The 15,759-nt window shown below is 48.7% G+C and carries 20 protein-coding genes; 11 read left to right on the plus strand and 9 right to left on the minus strand.

All coding sequences use genetic code 11. The features are described from left to right. Positions 1 to 2: 2 nt before the first annotated feature. From fliM to rcsA, 7 genes are all read left to right on the plus strand, one after another. A complete protein-coding gene (gene fliM / locus A7Z06_RS07430; protein ID WP_010346990.1) occupies positions 3 to 1,007 on the plus strand; it encodes a flagellar motor switch protein FliM in 1,005 nt (334 codons plus the stop codon). Then, the gene (gene fliN / locus A7Z06_RS07435) at positions 1,004 to 1,417 is read left to right on the plus strand and encodes a flagellar motor switch protein FliN (protein WP_001281691.1); all 414 of its coding nucleotides are present in this window, start codon (positions 1,004 to 1,006) and stop codon (positions 1,415 to 1,417) included. The genes fliM and fliN overlap by 4 nt, the downstream gene beginning before the upstream one ends. Before the next feature lie 2 nt (positions 1,418 to 1,419). Beyond that, positions 1,420 to 1,785 carry a flagellar biosynthetic protein FliO gene (fliO, locus tag A7Z06_RS07440; RefSeq protein WP_010346992.1) on the plus strand — a complete coding sequence of 122 codons (366 nt, stop codon included), beginning with the start codon at positions 1,420 to 1,422 and terminating at the stop codon, positions 1,783 to 1,785. After that, positions 1,785 to 2,522, plus strand: coding sequence for a flagellar type III secretion system pore protein FliP (gene fliP / locus A7Z06_RS07445; protein ID WP_001253450.1), 738 nt, complete (start codon positions 1,785 to 1,787; stop codon positions 2,520 to 2,522). The genes fliO and fliP overlap by 1 nt, the downstream gene beginning before the upstream one ends. Before the next feature lie 9 nt (positions 2,523 to 2,531). Continuing rightward, positions 2,532 to 2,801: a flagellar biosynthesis protein FliQ gene (gene fliQ / locus A7Z06_RS07450; RefSeq protein ID WP_000187358.1), complete on the plus strand. Its 270-nt coding sequence runs from the start codon at positions 2,532 to 2,534 to the stop codon at positions 2,799 to 2,801. 8 nt (positions 2,802 to 2,809) lie between these two features. Continuing rightward, a complete protein-coding gene (fliR, locus tag A7Z06_RS07455; RefSeq protein ID WP_000942311.1) occupies positions 2,810 to 3,595 on the plus strand; it encodes a flagellar biosynthetic protein FliR in 786 nt (261 codons plus the stop codon). Between the two features lie 289 nt (positions 3,596 to 3,884). Continuing rightward, entirely contained in the window at positions 3,885 to 4,508 is a 624-nt protein-coding gene (gene rcsA / locus A7Z06_RS07460; RefSeq protein WP_000104005.1) for a transcriptional regulator RcsA, read from the plus strand. Between the two features lie 43 nt (positions 4,509 to 4,551). Here the strand turns inward: rcsA and dsrB are convergent, their stop codons facing one another. After that, the gene (gene dsrB, locus A7Z06_RS07465; protein WP_000867217.1) at positions 4,552 to 4,740 is read right to left on the minus strand and encodes a protein DsrB; all 189 of its coding nucleotides are present in this window, start codon (positions 4,738 to 4,740) and stop codon (positions 4,552 to 4,554) included. Positions 4,741 to 4,902: 162 nt separating this feature from the next. Here dsrB and yodD point away from each other — a divergent pair, with 162 nt between their 5' ends. Continuing rightward, positions 4,903 to 5,130 carry a peroxide/acid resistance protein YodD gene (gene yodD, locus A7Z06_RS07475; protein WP_010346997.1) on the plus strand — a complete coding sequence of 76 codons (228 nt, stop codon included), beginning with the start codon at positions 4,903 to 4,905 and terminating at the stop codon, positions 5,128 to 5,130. A gap of 296 nt (positions 5,131 to 5,426) precedes the next feature. Further along, positions 5,427 to 6,242: a mannosyl-3-phosphoglycerate phosphatase-related protein gene (locus tag A7Z06_RS07480; protein WP_000949101.1), complete on the plus strand. Its 816-nt coding sequence runs from the start codon at positions 5,427 to 5,429 to the stop codon at positions 6,240 to 6,242. Here the strand turns inward: A7Z06_RS07480 and dgcQ are convergent. From dgcQ to A7Z06_RS07500, 3 genes are all read right to left on the minus strand, one after another. After that, positions 6,239 to 7,933 (minus strand): cellulose biosynthesis regulator diguanylate cyclase DgcQ, encoded by a 1,695-nt coding sequence (gene dgcQ, locus A7Z06_RS07485; RefSeq protein ID WP_077629652.1) that lies wholly within the window; start codon positions 7,931 to 7,933, stop codon positions 6,239 to 6,241. The genes A7Z06_RS07480 and dgcQ overlap by 4 nt on opposite strands. A gap of 182 nt (positions 7,934 to 8,115) precedes the next feature. Beyond that, positions 8,116 to 8,298, minus strand: coding sequence for a YodC family protein (locus A7Z06_RS07495; protein ID WP_000011629.1), 183 nt, complete (start codon positions 8,296 to 8,298; stop codon positions 8,116 to 8,118). 78 nt (positions 8,299 to 8,376) lie between these two features. Then, a complete protein-coding gene (locus A7Z06_RS07500; RefSeq protein ID WP_000922671.1) occupies positions 8,377 to 9,294 on the minus strand; it encodes a DUF808 domain-containing protein in 918 nt (305 codons plus the stop codon). Between the two features lie 171 nt (positions 9,295 to 9,465). Here A7Z06_RS07500 and yedA point away from each other — a divergent pair, with 171 nt between their 5' ends. Further along, positions 9,466 to 10,386, plus strand: a complete 921-nt coding sequence (yedA, locus tag A7Z06_RS07505; RefSeq protein WP_001212251.1) for a drug/metabolite exporter YedA — start codon at positions 9,466 to 9,468, stop codon at positions 10,384 to 10,386. Here yedA and vsr read toward each other — a convergent pair. The 4 genes from vsr to drpB form a co-directional block, all read right to left on the minus strand. After that, the gene (gene vsr / locus A7Z06_RS07510) at positions 10,375 to 10,845 is read right to left on the minus strand and encodes a VSPR family DNA mismatch endonuclease (protein WP_000785993.1); all 471 of its coding nucleotides are present in this window, start codon (positions 10,843 to 10,845) and stop codon (positions 10,375 to 10,377) included. The two genes, yedA and vsr, sit on opposite strands and share 12 nt — an antisense overlap. Continuing rightward, complete coding sequence (gene dcm / locus A7Z06_RS07515) at positions 10,826 to 12,244, minus strand: DNA-cytosine methyltransferase (RefSeq protein WP_001157280.1); 1,419 nt, start codon at positions 12,242 to 12,244, stop codon at positions 10,826 to 10,828. The genes vsr and dcm overlap by 20 nt, the downstream gene beginning before the upstream one ends. 66 nt (positions 12,245 to 12,310) lie before the next feature. Further along, a complete protein-coding gene (locus A7Z06_RS07520) occupies positions 12,311 to 13,006 on the minus strand; it encodes a phosphohydrolase (protein ID WP_001053189.1) in 696 nt (231 codons plus the stop codon). Positions 13,007 to 13,045: 39 nt separating this feature from the next. Beyond that, positions 13,046 to 13,327, minus strand: a complete 282-nt coding sequence (drpB, locus tag A7Z06_RS07525) for a cell division protein DrpB (RefSeq protein WP_016158467.1) — start codon at positions 13,325 to 13,327, stop codon at positions 13,046 to 13,048. A 648-nt stretch (positions 13,328 to 13,975) separates the two neighbouring features. Between drpB and ompC the strand changes: the two genes are divergently transcribed. Next, positions 13,976 to 15,190 (plus strand): porin OmpC, encoded by a 1,215-nt coding sequence (gene ompC / locus A7Z06_RS07530; protein ID WP_000824400.1) that lies wholly within the window; start codon positions 13,976 to 13,978, stop codon positions 15,188 to 15,190. Positions 15,191 to 15,277: 87 nt separating this feature from the next. Here the strand turns inward: ompC and A7Z06_RS07535 are convergent, their stop codons facing one another. Beyond that, positions 15,278 to 15,682: a universal stress protein gene (locus tag A7Z06_RS07535; protein WP_024165183.1), complete on the minus strand. Its 405-nt coding sequence runs from the start codon at positions 15,680 to 15,682 to the stop codon at positions 15,278 to 15,280. Between the last annotated feature and the right edge of the window lie 77 nt (positions 15,683 to 15,759).

Consider the following 15,759-nt stretch of genomic DNA (forward strand, 5'->3'; position numbering starts at 1 on the left):
ACATGGGCGATAGTATTCTTTCTCAAGCTGAAATTGATGCGCTGTTGAATGGCGACAGCGAGGTCAAAGACGAACCGACAACCAGTGCTGGCGGCGAAAGTGATATTCGTCCGTACGATCCCAATACCCAACGACGGGTTGTGCGCGAACGTTTGCAGGCGCTGGAAATCATTAATGAGCGTTTTGCCCGTCATTTCCGCATGGGGCTGTTTAACCTGCTGCGCCGTAGCCCGGACATTACCGTCGGGGCGATCCGCATTCAGCCGTATCATGAATTTGCCCGCAACCTGCCGGTGCCGACCAACCTGAACCTTATCCATCTGAAACCGCTGCGCGGCACCGGGCTGGTGGTGTTCTCGCCAAGTCTGGTGTTTATCGCCGTGGATAACCTGTTTGGCGGTGATGGTCGCTTCCCGACCAAAGTAGAAGGTCGCGAGTTTACGCATACCGAACAGCGCGTCATCAACCGCATGTTGAAGCTGGCACTTGAAGGCTATAGCGACGCCTGGAAGGCGATTAATCCGCTGGAAGTAGAGTACGTGCGTTCCGAAATGCAGGTGAAATTTACCAATATCACCACCTCGCCGAACGACATTGTGGTTAACACGCCTTTTCATGTCGAAATTGGCAACCTGACCGGCGAATTTAATATCTGCCTGCCATTCAGCATGATCGAGCCGCTACGGGAATTGTTGGTTAACCCGCCGCTGGAAAACTCGCGTAATGAAGATCAGAACTGGCGCGATAACCTGGTGCGTCAGGTGCAGCACTCACAGCTGGAACTGGTCGCCAACTTTGCCGATATATCGCTGCGCCTGTCGCAGATTTTGAAACTGAAACCCGGCGATGTCCTGCCGATAGAAAAACCCGATCGCATCATCGCCCATGTTGACGGCGTTCCGGTACTGACCAGCCAGTACGGCACCATCAACGGTCAATATGCGTTACGGATAGAACATTTGATTAACCCGATTTTGAATTCTCTGAACGAGGAACAGCCCAAATGAGTGACTTGAATAATCCGGCCGATGACAACAACGGCGCAATGGACGATCTGTGGGCTGAAGCGTTGAGCGAACAAAAATCAACAAGCGGCAAAAGCGCGACTGAAGCCGTGTTCCAGCAGCTTGGCGGCGGCGACGTCAGTGTAACATTGCAGGATATCGACCTGATTATGGATATTCCGGTTAAGCTGACCGTCGAGCTGGGTCGCACACGTATGACCATCAAAGAGCTGTTACGTCTGACGCAAGGGTCAGTCGTGGCGCTGGACGGTCTGGCGGGCGAACCGCTGGATATTCTGATCAACGGCTATTTAATCGCCCAGGGCGAAGTGGTGGTCGTTGCCGATAAATACGGCGTGCGGATCACCGATATCATTACCCCGTCTGAGCGAATGCGCCGCCTGAGCCGTTAGTGATGAATAACCACGCCACTGTGCAATCTTCTGCGCCAGTTTCCACCGCGCCGCTCCTTCAGGTGAGTGGCGCACTGATTGCCATTATTGTCCTGATCCTCGCTGCTGCCTGGCTGGTAAAACGGCTGGGATTTGCCCCTAAACGCACTGGCATTAACGGTCTGAAAATTAGCGCCAGCGCCTCGCTGGGCGCGCGTGAACGGGTCGTGGTGGTCGATGTGGACGATGCGCGGCTGGTGCTCGGCGTTACCGCAGGGCAAATCAATTTGCTGCATAAACTTCCCCCTTCAGCACCCACAGAAGAGATACCACAGGCCGATTTTCAGTCGGTCATGAAAAACTTGCTCAAGCGTAGCGGGAGATCCTGATGCGTCGTTTGTTGTCTGTCGCGCCGGTTCTTCTCTGGCTGGTTACGCCCCTCGCGTTCGCGCAACTGCCTGGTATCACCAGCCAGCCGCTACCTGGCGGTGGACAAAGCTGGTCGCTCCCGGTGCAGACGCTGGTGTTCATCACCTCATTGACGTTTATTCCGGCGATTTTACTGATGATGACCAGCTTCACCCGCATCATCATTGTTTTTGGTTTATTACGTAACGCGCTGGGAACGCCCTCCGCGCCGCCCAACCAGGTATTGCTGGGGCTGGCGCTGTTTTTGACCTTTTTTATTATGTCTCCGGTGATCGACAAAATTTATGTCGATGCATACCAGCCATTCAGCGAAGAGAAAATCTCCATGCAGGAGGCGCTGGAAAAAGGGGCGCAGCCGCTGCGTGAATTTATGCTGCGTCAGACCCGCGAGGCGGATTTAGGGTTGTTTGCCAGACTGGCGAATACTGGCCCGTTGCAGGGACCGGAGGCTGTGCCGATGCGCATTTTGCTCCCGGCCTACGTGACCAGCGAGTTAAAAACTGCATTCCAGATAGGCTTCACGATTTTCATTCCTTTTTTGATTATCGATCTGGTGATTGCCAGCGTTTTGATGGCGTTGGGGATGATGATGGTTCCACCCGCCACCATTGCTCTGCCCTTTAAACTGATGCTGTTTGTGCTGGTGGATGGCTGGCAATTGCTTGTCGGTTCGCTGGCGCAGAGCTTTTACAGCTAGAGAGGTAAAATGACACCCGAATCGGTCATGATGATGGGGACAGAAGCGATGAAAGTCGCGCTGGCGCTGGCTGCCCCGCTGCTGCTGGTGGCGCTGGTCACTGGCCTTATCATCAGCATTTTGCAGGCTGCCACGCAGATTAACGAAATGACGCTATCGTTTATTCCGAAAATTATCGCCGTATTTATCGCCATTATTATTGCCGGACCGTGGATGCTCAACCTGTTGCTGGATTACGTCCGCACCTTGTTCACTAACCTGCCGTATATCATCGGGTAACCCGTACTATGTTGCAGGTGACAAGCGATCAATGGCTTTCCTGGTTAAGCCTGTATTTCTGGCCATTACTGCGCGTGCTGGCGCTCATTTCTACCGCGCCCATTTTGAGCGAACGCAGCGTGCCGAAACGGGTGAAACTGGGTCTCGCAATGATGATCACGTTCGCCATAGCTCCGGCATTACCTGCCAACGATGTTTCCATTTTTTCGTTTAATGCCCTGTGGCTGGCAATGCAGCAGATCCTGATTGGCATTGCGCTTGGCTTTACCATGCAATTTGCCTTTGCCGCTGTACGAACCGCAGGCGAAATTATCGGTCTGCAAATGGGGCTGTCATTTGCGACGTTTGTGGATCCTGGTAGCCATCTCAATATGCCCGTCTTAGCGCGCATCATGGATATGCTGGCGTTACTGCTGTTCCTGACATTTAACGGTCATTTATGGTTGATTTCGCTGCTGGTCGATACCTTTCACACCCTGCCGATTGGTGGCGAACCGCTTAACAGCAATGCTTTTCTGGCACTCACCAAAGCGGGAAGTTTGATTTTTCTCAACGGATTTATGCTGGCATTACCGCTTATTACCCTGCTGCTGACGCTGAATCTGGCGCTGGGATTGCTTAATCGTATGGCTCCGCAATTATCAATTTTCGTTATCGGTTTTCCATTAACGCTGACGGTCGGCATTTCATTAATGGCAGCATTAATGCCGTTAATTGCTCCATTTTGCGAACATTTATTTAGTGAAATTTTTAATTTACTAGCGGACATTATTAGCGAATTTCCAGCAATATGATTCCGTAATGTTTATCGTGTTATCCTAAGGATTATCTGAAAAATAAAATCAGACAACATCTTCCAGGATACTCCTGTGGCGAAATATTTGTTTTAAGCTCACTCACATATCGCAACATTTACTTTACTTTAAGACAATTCCAGGCAAATTATACAACACTTTACGGGATAGTAAGTCCGCCTGAAAAATCGCGAGAGTGGCGCATTAGGTGACCCATGTTGTTCCGTTTAGTCATGATGAAATATTCAGGTAAGGGGAATTATCGTTACGCATTGAGTGAGGGTATGCCATGTCAACGATTATTATGGATTTATGTAGTTACACCCGACTAGGTTTAACCGGGTATCTGTTGAGTAGAGGGGTTAAAAAAAGAGAAATCAACGACATCGAAACCGTTGATGACCTTGCCATCGCTTGTGATTCACAGCGCCCTTCAGTGGTGTTTATTAATGAGGACTGTTTTATCCACGATACTTCTAACAGTCAACGCATCAAGCACATCATTAATCAACATCCCAATACGTTATTTATCGTTTTTATGGCGATTGCCAACGTTCATTTTGATGAATATCTGTTGGTCAGAAAAAATTTATTGATCAGTTCCAAATCGATTAAACCGGAATCTCTCGATGATATCCTTGGCGATATTCTGAAAAAAGAGACAACGATGGCCACTGTTTTAAATATGCCGACATTATCATTGAGTCGAACCGAATCGAGTATGTTGCGAATGTGGATGGCAGGTCAGGGAACCATTCAAATCTCCGACCAAATGAATATCAAAGCCAAGACCGTTTCATCACATAAAGGCAATATTAAACGTAAGATCAAAACGCATAATAAACAGGTTATCTATCATGTCGTCCGACTGACGGATAATGTGACTAATGGTATTTTTGTCAACATGCGCTAAAACATTCTGACTGGTGGTTTCCCACCAGTCAGACTGAATAAAATTACTCTGCTTTCTCCACAAAGATACCGTCCTGATGCCCTGCCTCATTAAAGAACCAGATGCCGAGCGGGTAGTCTTCCAGCGAAACCAGGTACATTGTGCCTTCACTAAACTCCTCAACTGCCAGTACCACGCCAGGACGACGCGGACCGCCATCCGTTTTGACTGTTACCCGATCATTCACCTTCATCGTTTTCCTCCTGTGGCTTTGTGCCAGTGTAGAACAATTTCGTTTTTCTGGCAGCGCCGGGCGCACGCGAGTGCTGATTTTCTCGACGGTCTATACTTAAGAGATGCCAGGCTGACATAACGGTCGGCAGCAACAAATGAGTAACGGTTGCGAGGAAAGATGATGAAGACCGCAAAAGAGTACAGCGATACCGCAAAACGAGAGGTCAGCGTCGATGTCGATGCCCTGCTGGCGGCGATCAATGAAATTAGCGAAAGCGAAGTTCATCGCAGCCAGAGCGATTCTGAGCACGTCAGCGTTGATGGGCGTGAATATCATACATGGCGTGAATTAGCGGATGCCTTTGAGCTGGACATCCATGACTTTAGCGTCTCGGAAGTGAACCGCTAAATGCAACATAAAAAAATCCCGACCCTTGTGGGGGTCGGGATCAAACTTGCTTAAGCAAGAAGCACTTAAAAAATTCGTTACACCAGGAAATCTGATGTGTTCATCACCTTATCTGCAATTTTTTTCGCTGACAAGGAAATATTCTTTGCGCGAATGATTAATGTCATTAATGAATGGAACTGTGACTTCCGTCACCCCTTACGAGCTCTGCTACGAGCGGGATCGCTCCCGAAAAATGATCAAATACAAATCGTGCTATTTTGAGAAACATCCAGGTAAAGGGAGTATGCGCTACCATGCTTTCAATTCAACAACCACTGCTGATTTTCACCGATCTCGATGGCACCCTGTTAGATAGTCATAGTTATGACTGGCAGCCTGCCGCTCCCTGGTTAAACCGTTTACGGGAAGCAGGTGTGCCTGTGATTCTCTGTAGCAGTAAAACGTCAGCGGAAATGCTGTACCTGCAAAAAAACGTGGGGCTACAAGGGTTGCCGATGATTGCCGAAAACGGCGCGGTGATCCAACTGGATCATCAATGGCAAGATATCGACGGTTTTCCCCGGATCATCTCGGGCATTGCCCATAGTGAAATCAGTCTGGTGTTGAATACGCTGCGCGAGAAAGAACATTTCAAATTCACCACCTTTGATGATGTCGATGATACAACCATTGCGGAATGGACGGGATTAAGCCGCAGCCAGGCGGCGCTGACGCAGTTGCATGAAGCCTCAGTCACGCTCATCTGGCGCGACAGTGACGAGCGGATGGCGCAATTTACCGCCCGCCTGAACGAGCTGGGGTTACAGTTTGTACAAGGCGCTCGCTTCTGGCATGTACTGGATGCCTCTGCCGGAAAAGATCAGGCAGCTAACTGGATCATCGCAATATATCAACAATCAGGGGGAGAACGTCCGACGACGATCGGCTTAGGCGATGGTCCAAATGATGCCCCCTTACTGGAGGTGATGGATTACGCAGTCATTGTGAAAGGGCTAAACCGGGAAGGTGTTCATCTGCAAAATGAGGAGCCTGCCAGGGTCTGGCGAACGCAGCGAGAAGGACCGGAAGGCTGGCGCGAAGGACTGGATCACTTTTTCACCGCTCGTTAAGCGTTATCGCTCGCAAAAACCCGATTACGCCCTGCCTGTTTAGCGAGATAAAGCCGACGATCGGCAAGCGACTGTAATTGTTCAAAATCATAATCGCCGGTTTCCTCGCTGCTGCTCACCCCCAACGAAGCACTAATGCGGATGGTTTTGCTCTTGGCAATCAACATCTCTTTTTCATTCAGCTTCAGACGAATGCGTTCGGCAACTTCTTTTGCCTGCTCCAGGTTAGCGCCCGGCAGAATCACACAAAACTCCTCGCCGCCAACTCGTCCGGCAACATCCTGGGCTCGCAATGAACGACTAATTAATCCGGCGGCATGTGACAACACACGATCGCCTGCCTGGTGACCAAAGCGGTCATTAATCGCTTTAAAATGGTCAAGGTCGACCTGAATGACAGAAAAAGGATGTTTGTGTGTCTGGCACAATTTAGCAAGCGGGCGCGCTTTTTCGAACAGTGCACCACGGTTATACATGCGGGTTAAGGTGTCGTGCCACGCTTGCCATTGCAGCGAGCTTTGCAGGACAAACATATTGCTTACCATCTGGCGAATCACATACCAGGAGATAAGTAGCATGGTGGTGAAGAGCGCCCACAGCAGGGTTAATGCAATACTTATGCTGCCAAAATCACCACGTACACCTTCACTAAGCGTATGGATACGCACTAATACGCCATCGAAATGATCCAGCCGTTCCCAGCTAACATAGCGGCTGTTCATCCGAATACCACCGCGCGTATCGTGTTCAATGTCCTGCGCAAGTGATGCCAGTTCACGAGGATCAAAGAGATCTTCGCCAGGATGGTCCGGGTTAGATGAGGTCAATAATTTCAGTTTGCTGTCATAGAGTTGATATTCGCCATCGAGATTTTTATCGATAGCATTTTGTAAAAATTGCTGCATTGAACGCACGGGAATACTCATCCCCAATACGCCATACCAGTAATTATTATTATCGACCGGCACGCTTACAGTGACCTGTGGTTCAGTAGCATTGTTATGCTCATGCTGAGAGGTAAACCAACGCACCGCACGTTGACGGTTTTCTCGTTGTGAATGACCGATAAACCAGGGTTGGGTGACAAATTCGTAGTAACGCCCAGGCACATTACGCATAAATAGCGTCGGCTGCGTCGAAACGTAAAATCCGGCGCGCGAGACATACATCGCTTGTTCAACCATTGATGAGGAGTTGTGCGCCAGACGCAGTAAGTAACCAACTTCCAGCGCGGCGGTAATTTCATTATCCAGGGATTCATTTTCGCGGGAAAGCAGACTCCCCTCACTGACTAACGCATCCGAGACACCGTTTACTGGCAAGGTGCGCCGTCTGTTGAGTTCTATCTGCCAGGCATGTTCATCGCGACGTTGTTCGAACTCGGTAACGGCATTGCGCAGAGAAGTGAAATCGAGCGGCGCAACGAGGGCTTCACGCATCCCGTTACGTAAAAACAATAATTTATCAACGTTATATTGCAGTTGTTTATCAAGCGCGTTGGCAACATTTTCCAGATGGTTACGCTGGCTTGAAATATAGGCATCTTCCAGAACCACCACTTCACGCCATGTAAGTAACGTTGAGAAGATCAACACCACAATAAAGCAGAGATTAACGACATGACCAGGCCCCAGGCGGCGCGCGAGTTTTTTCAGCCAGCTCTGGTTTTCCATTTCTGTCTCGTGCTGCACCCTGACGACTCCCAACCTGCTTTCTTATGATTCTGGCATAACCTGGCGATAACGTACCGCCAAACAGCAATAATTTTATAATGTTGCCATGATAAGGCGCATCAGGCATTCAATGCAGACATTGGCACAACAGCCGGATGCGGCATGAATGCCTTATCCGGCTTGGTGTTAATTATACGCTTTCAGGCTTCTTCCGCCGAACGACGCCTCTCCCCCGGAACAAGCTCAGTTTCATGAAAGGCTTCCTGTTTGACACCGTAACCGTCATACCACCGACACTCAACCATGCCGCTGGAATACCCAGTAACAATCATCTTCGGGCCGCCCTCTTTGACCGTCACTTCCTCACTAACCACAAAGCTCATACTCGCCTCCTTTTTTCGAGTGAAACTTGTTCACCTTAGTCGAGAATGGCGAATTTTGCATAATAGCCAATGAGAATATTAATGTGCCTGACCGCGCAATTTCGCTATCGTTTTCACTCCCAACACGACGATACCACCGATGATAAAACCAAGAATCAGATTTAAAACAGTCGGTAATATCATTGCGACCAGCGCACTCTGCTGCCCGGCGAAATGTTCAATCGCATGATGCAGCGGCGCGATGCCATGTATCACAATACCGCCGCCGACCAGGAACATCGCCAACGTACCGACTATCGATAACGCTTTCATCAGCCAGGGGGCAATAATCAACAACCCCTTGCCTGTCGCTTGCATAACCGTACTGGATTTTTCCACCAGCCAGTAGCCCAAATCATCAATCTTAACGATGATACCCACCAGACCATAAACACCCACGGTCACGACCAGTGCGATCCCTGAAAGTACCAGCACCTGATTAAGCAACGGCGCTTCCGCCACAATCCCCAGCGTGATGGCAACGATTTCCGCAGACAAAATAAAATCGGTTCGAATCGCCCCTTTTATTTTGTCCTTTTCAAACTTCAGTGGATCTTGCGCCGCCAGTGCCTCCAGACGCTGCTGACTTTGCGCCGGATCATCTTTGTGCTTACGCGCCTCCAGCATATGCAGCACCTTCTCTACCCCTTCAAAGCAGAGAAATGCGCCACCAATCATCAACAGTGGCGTAATCGCCCACGGGATAAAAGCACTGATGATCAGCGCCAGCGGCACCAGAATCACTTTGTTGATAAGCGATCCTTTCGCCACGCCCCAGACCACGGGCAACTCCCGATTGGCGCGCACACCTGAAACTTGCTGCGCATTGAGCGACAAGTCATCCCCTAATACACCGGCGGTTTTCTTCGCCGCCAGCTTGCCCATCACGGAGATATCGTCCAGCAAAGTGGCGATATCATCGAGCAATGTCAGTAAACTACTCCCGGCCAAAAGCATTCCCTCTCATTTTTATCGTTGACGCGCTAAGTATGAAGCAAAATCGGCCCGGCTGATACTTGCTTCACAGGTCAACATTTTTTTAACAATCAAACACAATTATATCTCTCGCCAGCGAAATGATTTTCACGTTTACTATGAACCGCCTTTTTATTTCCATCGTGAGGGATTATGCGTTTCCGCCAGTTGTTACCGCTTTTTGGCGCGCTGTTTGCGTTGTATATCATTTGGGGCTCAACCTATTTTGTCATTCGGATTGGGGTTGAAAGCTGGCCACCGTTAATGATGGCAGGCGTGCGGTTTCTGGCTGCCGGTATTTTATTAATGGCCTTTTTACTGCTGCGTGGGCACAAATTGCCGCCACTGCGTCCCCTGCTTAATGCCGCGTTGATTGGTTTATTACTGCTTGCTGTCGGTAACGGTATGGTAACGGTGGCTGAACATCAAAATGTTCCTTCCGGCATTGCCGCCGTGGTGGTGGCAACAGTACCTCTCTTTACTCTCTGTTTCAGTCGCCTGTTTGGCATTAAAACGCGCAAGCTGGAATGGGTGGGTATCGCCATTGGGCTTGCCGGAATCATCATGCTCAATAGCGGCGGTAATTTAAGCGGCAATCCGTGGGGAGCGATTCTGATTTTGATCGGTTCTGTGAGTTGGGCGTTTGGTTCGGTTTATGGCTCGCGCATTACCCTACCAGTAGGAATGATGGCGGGCGCCATTGAGATGCTGGCGGCTGGAGTGGTGTTAATGATCGCGTCGATGATTGCAGGTGAAAAACTGGCGAAGCTCCCTTCTCTTTCGGGCTTCCTTGCGGTCGGGTATCTGGCGCTGTTTGGTTCGATCATCGCCATCAATGCTTATATGTATTTAATCCGCAATGTCAGCCCGGCTCTCGCCACCAGCTATGCATACGTTAACCCCGTAGTCGCGGTCTTGCTGGGTACGGGGCTGGGCGGCGAAACGTTGTCGAAGATTGAATGGCTGGCGCTGGGCGTGATTGTCTTCGCAGTGGTGCTGGTCACGTTGGGAAAATATCTCTTCCCGGCAAAACCGATTGTCGCGCCAGTCATTCAGGATGGATCACGCGAGTAAATGAATCCCCAGAGTGTCGATCTGCGCGCTGGCGCCCTCGCCGCAGATCCACTCTTCCAGACGCTCGGCAAGCGCCGCATCGGTCAATTTCTCCCGTCCGCGTAACGCACACTCCCAGACAATCAATACACGCCAACCTGATTCCTGTAAGCGGCTAATGTCCCGCTTGTCACGCGTTACATTTTTGCCAATCTTCTCCAGCCAGAACTCAGTGCGTGTAGCAGGCACTTTAAACAGATAACAGTGATGATGATGCCAGAAACAGCCATGTGTAAATATTACACAGCGATACTCATCGAGGACAAAATCCGGGCGTCCGGGCAGGCTGGCATCCTGAACACGAAACGCCAGCCCCTGCCCGGTTAATAAGCTGGCGAGACGTTTCTCGATTGCCGTATCGCGCGTGGCAATCGCGCGCATATTTTTGCTACGCGTGGCCTTATCGTGAACGTCGGCCATGTTGTACCTCTTGCTGACGCAACGCCACCGCCTGTTTGATTTTTGGCTCAAGCAATTTTGCCACTGCAGCAAATACCGGTACTACCACCGAGTTGCCGAACTGGCGATAGGCCTGAGTGTCAGAAACCGGAATACGAAATTTTGCTTCATGGGGTGCTTCAAAGCCCATCAAGCGTGCGCATTCTCGAGGCGTTAACCGACGTGGACGATGTTGCTGATTCTGCGGATCGTCAAAGTCTTTCTCACCTGTCGCCATATCCCAGCCGCGATCGATTAAAATTTCCGCACCATCTTTGTAATAACGGGCAGAAAGCGTACGCGTAACACTCTGCGGGTTGTCCGGATAAACCATTCCGTAACCAAAGCCGTTACCGCGCGCCTGATGTTTTTTCGCATAGCGATAGAGGTACTTCCACAGCACCGGCGTCAGGATATATTTTGCTTCGACAACCGGGTCCAGTAACTGCGCCAGCGTAATACGTTGTGCCGGATAGCAGTCACTAATATCCCGCAAGGTGAAATCTGTTTTCAAATTCAGATCGCGACGAAAGCCCACCAGCACGATGCGCTCTCGGTGCTGCGGCAGAAAATGTTTGCCGTCGATGATTTTCGGATCGTCCGGGCCATTATCTTCGGCATCGGCCACGTCATAGCCCAGTTCATCCAGCGTCTGCATGATGATACGGAATGTTTTGCCCTGGTCGTGGCTTTTCAGGTTTTTGACGTTTTCGAGAACAAAAATCGCCGGACGACGGGCATTGATGATACGCACTACATCAAAGAACAGCGTGCCCTGGGTATCGCAAGCGAAACCGTGCGCACGACCAAGTGAGTTCTTTTTCGATACGCCAGCCAGTGAAAACGGCTGGCAAGGAAAACCGGCCAATAAAACATCATGTTCAGGAATGTGCTGACGAATATGTTCTGCCGCCACTTCATCGCTCACACCCTCTTTATGGCTCAGAGTGATGTCGCGGATATCTTCATTAAAGTGATGCGTCGCCGGGTCGCAATAATGGTTAGCTTTGTAGGTGCGCACCGCATGTTTATTCCACTCGCTGGTAAATACACACTGACCGCCAATCGATTCAAAACCGCGACGGATGCCTCCAATACCGGCAAAGAGATCGATAAAGCGAAACGTATAATGCGGATGATGTGCTGGCGGTTTGGGTAACAACGTTTGCAAATGGGCGAACTCTTTTTCGCTTAAGCGGTGCCACACCGAGTCGTTAGCCAGCGCACGTTTTAAAATCGCCGGACTCCAGTGGTTTTCTCCCACGCTATTAAGTTGCGCTACCAGCGTTTTTACATCATAAATTTGCAGCAGTTTCTCCAGCATTGCCTGTGCGGCATTCCCGGTGCTGTATGAATCGGTTACTGATATATTTTCCTGCATAGATTTAACCGGCCATCTGAGATGGCCGACAGGTTAACATAATTACTTCTGTTTAGGGCTACGCGGTCAGTCAACCGGCGAAAACGCATCAATCACCGTATGATCCACACCTTCATTCTCGCCCGCCAGTTCGGCACTGAGCTTAGCCATAAACTCCACCAGAAAACGGGCGTTATGTTGTGCCAGCAGTTTACCTTTTGCCGTTTGCATAGTTTGCGGTAGTTTCAGCAACTTCGTCTGGAAATGATCCAGCGCGTAGCGTTTATCATCGAGTGGGCGACGTTGCGCGAACGGATCTTCACCGTCAAATAGCGCCATCCCCAATGAACCTGAAACAGCAAACACGCGCGCCAGACCTATCGCACCTAATGCTTCCAGCCTGTCTGCATCCTGCACGATTTTGGCTTCCACCGTTAAAGGCGTAATTTGCGCACTGAAACTGTGTGCCGCGATGGCATGGCAAATGGCGTCTATTTTCTCTGACGGAAAATCAGCAAATTCCGCACTTAAAATGCGACGCGTTTCTTCTGCCGCCAGTAAAGAGGAACGCTGCCGTTGCGGATGATTTTTCGCCAGACTCACGACATCATGAAAATAACAGGCGGTTAAAATGACCAGCATATCGACGTCTTCATCTGCCGCCAGTTTCTGCGCTGTCGCCCAGACGCGACGAAAATGACACAGGTCATGAGCCGCGTCCTGGTGTGTATGATGGTTTTTCAACCAACGTTCAAATTGTGCCTGCCAGTGTTGTAAGTTCATACGCGCTCCGCTGCCAAAGGGGCGCAACCTTATCAGTTTTTACTCATAGCGTCTGCTTCGCGCAGGCCGTGGTCGGGTGTACCAGGCAATACCACCTAACAATGCCCCGACCATAGCCATAAATAAAAATCCCACTAACGCACCTAACCACTTTCCCGCAGTTGAACCTAAATCACTTTCAAATCCTGACACGGGGGCATCGGGGATCCGACTCATTACCCAGATGTAACGCGCCATCACCCAGACAAAATAGCCACACCATGTATAGAAAGCCCACAAAGCCAGTTTGCCGCCAGGGCTGCGAGAGAGTCTTTCTTCCATTGTTGTCGAACCATGCTCCATTTTGAGATAACCCGGAAAATTAAGACCTGATCCTATTATGTGATGAAAGTCACATTTTTCCACATCGGTTGAGCCAGTCAAGTCTCATTCATTTTTTGAACAAATAGATGATTTTTGTTCAATGGCAATAATTACTGGAAAAACAGCTATTAAAAATTTTATTTAACTTTGATCGTAGTTTTATTAATTCACTAATTCAATATATCAGCGAGGAATACAATTATACCTTTTTTGTTTTCTGTGTCATGATAACTCCGTTATTAGCCTTTTATCGTCTTGTTTATATTTTTGAGCCGGCATGATGCCGGCTTTTTTTATGTCGTTTTATAATGTGCGCAAGATCACACACGATTTTTAGCGAAACAATCATTGACGCAATCCATTCTTATCCAAAACCAATAAATATTTGATATAAAACCATAAATACCATGAATATTTGTGGTTTTAACTCATAATCGTGAATTATATTAAATAGATTAGAAACATTTTGAAATCTTTTAAATACACTTGTTACATGTATTTCTTAAAATAAAATGAACTTCATAGAATAGTATCCAAATGTGCTTTTTTTGGATAACGGCACTTATTTTTATATTCATGAAGATTATAATCACAAGGGAATACATAATGAAAAGAAAAGTTCTGGCAATGCTGGTCCCGGCGTTATTAGTTGCTGGCGCAGCAAATGCGGCTGAAGTCTATAATAAAGATGGTAATAAACTGGATTTCTACGGAAAAGTAGCGGGTCTACACTATTTTTCTGACAACTCGGGCGCTGATGGCGACATGTCATATGCCCGTATCGGTTTCAAAGGCGAAACTCAGATCGCTGACCAGTTTACTGGTTACGGTCAGTGGGAATACAACCTGCAAGCAAATGGTACTGAAGGTGACGGTGATAACTCAGCAACCCGTCTGGCGTTCGCTGGTTTAGGTTTCGGTCAGAACGGTACTTTCGACTACGGTCGTAACTACGGTGTTGTGTATGATATCGAAGCGTGGACCGATATGCTGCCTGAATTTGGTGGCGATACTTATGCTGGCGCCGACAACTTCATGAACGGCCGTACCAATGGTGTAGCAACCTACCGTAACAATGGCTTCTTCGGTCAGGTTGATGGTCTGAACTTTGCTCTGCAATATCAGAGTAATAATGAAAGTGGCAGTGACGGTCTCTTTGGCCAAGAAGGCTCTGGCAGCGGGGATGGCCGTAGCCTTGCTAAAGAAAATGGCGATGGTTTCGGTATGTCAACTTCCTATGACTTCGACTTTGGTTTAAGTCTGGGTGCTGCTTACTCTAATTCTGACCGTTCCAATAGCCAAGCTGCTAGCGGGTATGGAGATGGCAATCATTTCTATGGCAATAGTTATGCTGGTGGTGGCACTGCAGAAGCATGGACTGTCGGTGCTAAATACGATGCAAACAATGTATATTTAGCAGCAATGTATGCTGAAACTCGTAACATGACAGCCTATGGTAGCAGCAAATCTCGCTCAACTGATGGGAAACTTGGCGGCGGTGGTATCGCTAACAAAACTCAGAACTTTGAAATTGTTGCCCAGTACCAGTTCGATTTCGGTCTGCGTCCGTCAATTGCTTACCTCCAATCAAAAGGTAAGGATTTAGGCGGTCAAGAAATGTACGATAACGGTAATTACCATTACACTAACAAAGATCTGGTTAAATACGTTGAAGTCGGTGCGACCTACTACTTCAACAAAAACATGTCCACCTATGTTGATTACAAAATCAACCTGCTGGACAACGATGATGACTTCTACGCAAACAATGGCATCGCGACCGATGATATCGTTGCTGTAGGCTTAGTCTACCAGTTCTAATCAGCCAACGCGCCTCGGCGTGTTACTGTAAAAACCTAATACCCGCCTGAGTTCGTCCCTCATCGAACTCAGGCTTTTTTATCGTCATCAAATCAGCAACAGCGGCACGCTAAACTGCCGTAGCATATCGACAAAACCCAATTCCTGAGTAGCTCCCAGCACAATAACATCTTCCAGTTGCTGTTCAGCCAGTTCCTTCACCCCTTCCGGAAGAGTCCCAAGATAAACATAGGTATGGATAAACCCTTCAGGCAAAACCAACTGTTCTGCCAGTGTAGCTAAACGGCGCAAAGCCTGATCACGTAGCACATATTCCAAACGATGCATGTCAGAAACATATCCCCGCTCCAGTATCCTTACATACTCCGGTATAAAGCCAAGCAAATGAACATGCCCTGATGAAACGTTGGCGAAAAATTGCGCATGATAAAATGCTTGCTCTCTATCATCCCGGGAAAAGACATTCACCGGAATAACAATATTTCGGTACATAGAAAATCCCTGAAAACATCTGAATATAAAAAGAATTTACGTTATAATTAATTTATCTGTTAAATTTTATACTTACG

The organism is Escherichia sp. MOD1-EC6819 (genome assembly GCF_002965765.1).
Taxonomy (GTDB): Bacteria; Pseudomonadota; Gammaproteobacteria; order Enterobacterales; family Enterobacteriaceae; genus Escherichia; species Escherichia ruysiae.

Excerpts from the sequence above, each read along its gene's own strand:
- fliM (WP_010346990.1), top strand. The coding sequence starts at position 3 with ATGGGCGATAGTATTCTTTCTCAAGCTGAAATTGATGCGCTGTTGAAT.
- fliN (WP_001281691.1), top strand. The coding sequence starts at position 1,004 with ATGAGTGACTTGAATAATCCGGCCGATGACAACAACGGCGCAATGGAC.
- fliO (WP_010346992.1), top strand. The coding sequence starts at position 1,420 with ATGAATAACCACGCCACTGTGCAATCTTCTGCGCCAGTTTCCACCGCG.
- fliP (WP_001253450.1), top strand. The coding sequence starts at position 1,785 with ATGCGTCGTTTGTTGTCTGTCGCGCCGGTTCTTCTCTGGCTGGTTACG.
- fliQ (WP_000187358.1), top strand. The coding sequence starts at position 2,532 with ATGACACCCGAATCGGTCATGATGATGGGGACAGAAGCGATGAAAGTC.
- fliR (WP_000942311.1), top strand. The coding sequence starts at position 2,810 with ATGTTGCAGGTGACAAGCGATCAATGGCTTTCCTGGTTAAGCCTGTAT.
- rcsA (WP_000104005.1), top strand. The coding sequence starts at position 3,885 with ATGTCAACGATTATTATGGATTTATGTAGTTACACCCGACTAGGTTTA.
- dsrB (WP_000867217.1), bottom strand. The coding sequence starts at position 4,740 with ATGAAGGTGAATGATCGGGTAACAGTCAAAACGGATGGCGGTCCGCGT.
- yodD (WP_010346997.1), top strand. The coding sequence starts at position 4,903 with ATGAAGACCGCAAAAGAGTACAGCGATACCGCAAAACGAGAGGTCAGC.
- A7Z06_RS07480 (WP_000949101.1), top strand. The coding sequence starts at position 5,427 with ATGCTTTCAATTCAACAACCACTGCTGATTTTCACCGATCTCGATGGC.
- A7Z06_RS07495 (WP_000011629.1), bottom strand. The coding sequence starts at position 8,298 with ATGAGCTTTGTGGTTAGTGAGGAAGTGACGGTCAAAGAGGGCGGCCCG.
- A7Z06_RS07500 (WP_000922671.1), bottom strand. The coding sequence starts at position 9,294 with ATGCTTTTGGCCGGGAGTAGTTTACTGACATTGCTCGATGATATCGCC.
- yedA (WP_001212251.1), top strand. The coding sequence starts at position 9,466 with ATGCGTTTCCGCCAGTTGTTACCGCTTTTTGGCGCGCTGTTTGCGTTG.
- vsr (WP_000785993.1), bottom strand. The coding sequence starts at position 10,845 with ATGGCCGACGTTCACGATAAGGCCACGCGTAGCAAAAATATGCGCGCG.
- dcm (WP_001157280.1), bottom strand. The coding sequence starts at position 12,244 with ATGCAGGAAAATATATCAGTAACCGATTCATACAGCACCGGGAATGCC.
- A7Z06_RS07520 (WP_001053189.1), bottom strand. The coding sequence starts at position 13,006 with ATGAACTTACAACACTGGCAGGCACAATTTGAACGTTGGTTGAAAAAC.
- drpB (WP_016158467.1), bottom strand. The coding sequence starts at position 13,327 with ATGGAAGAAAGACTCTCTCGCAGCCCTGGCGGCAAACTGGCTTTGTGG.
- ompC (WP_000824400.1), top strand. The coding sequence starts at position 13,976 with ATGAAAAGAAAAGTTCTGGCAATGCTGGTCCCGGCGTTATTAGTTGCT.
- A7Z06_RS07535 (WP_024165183.1), bottom strand. The coding sequence starts at position 15,682 with ATGTACCGAAATATTGTTATTCCGGTGAATGTCTTTTCCCGGGATGAT.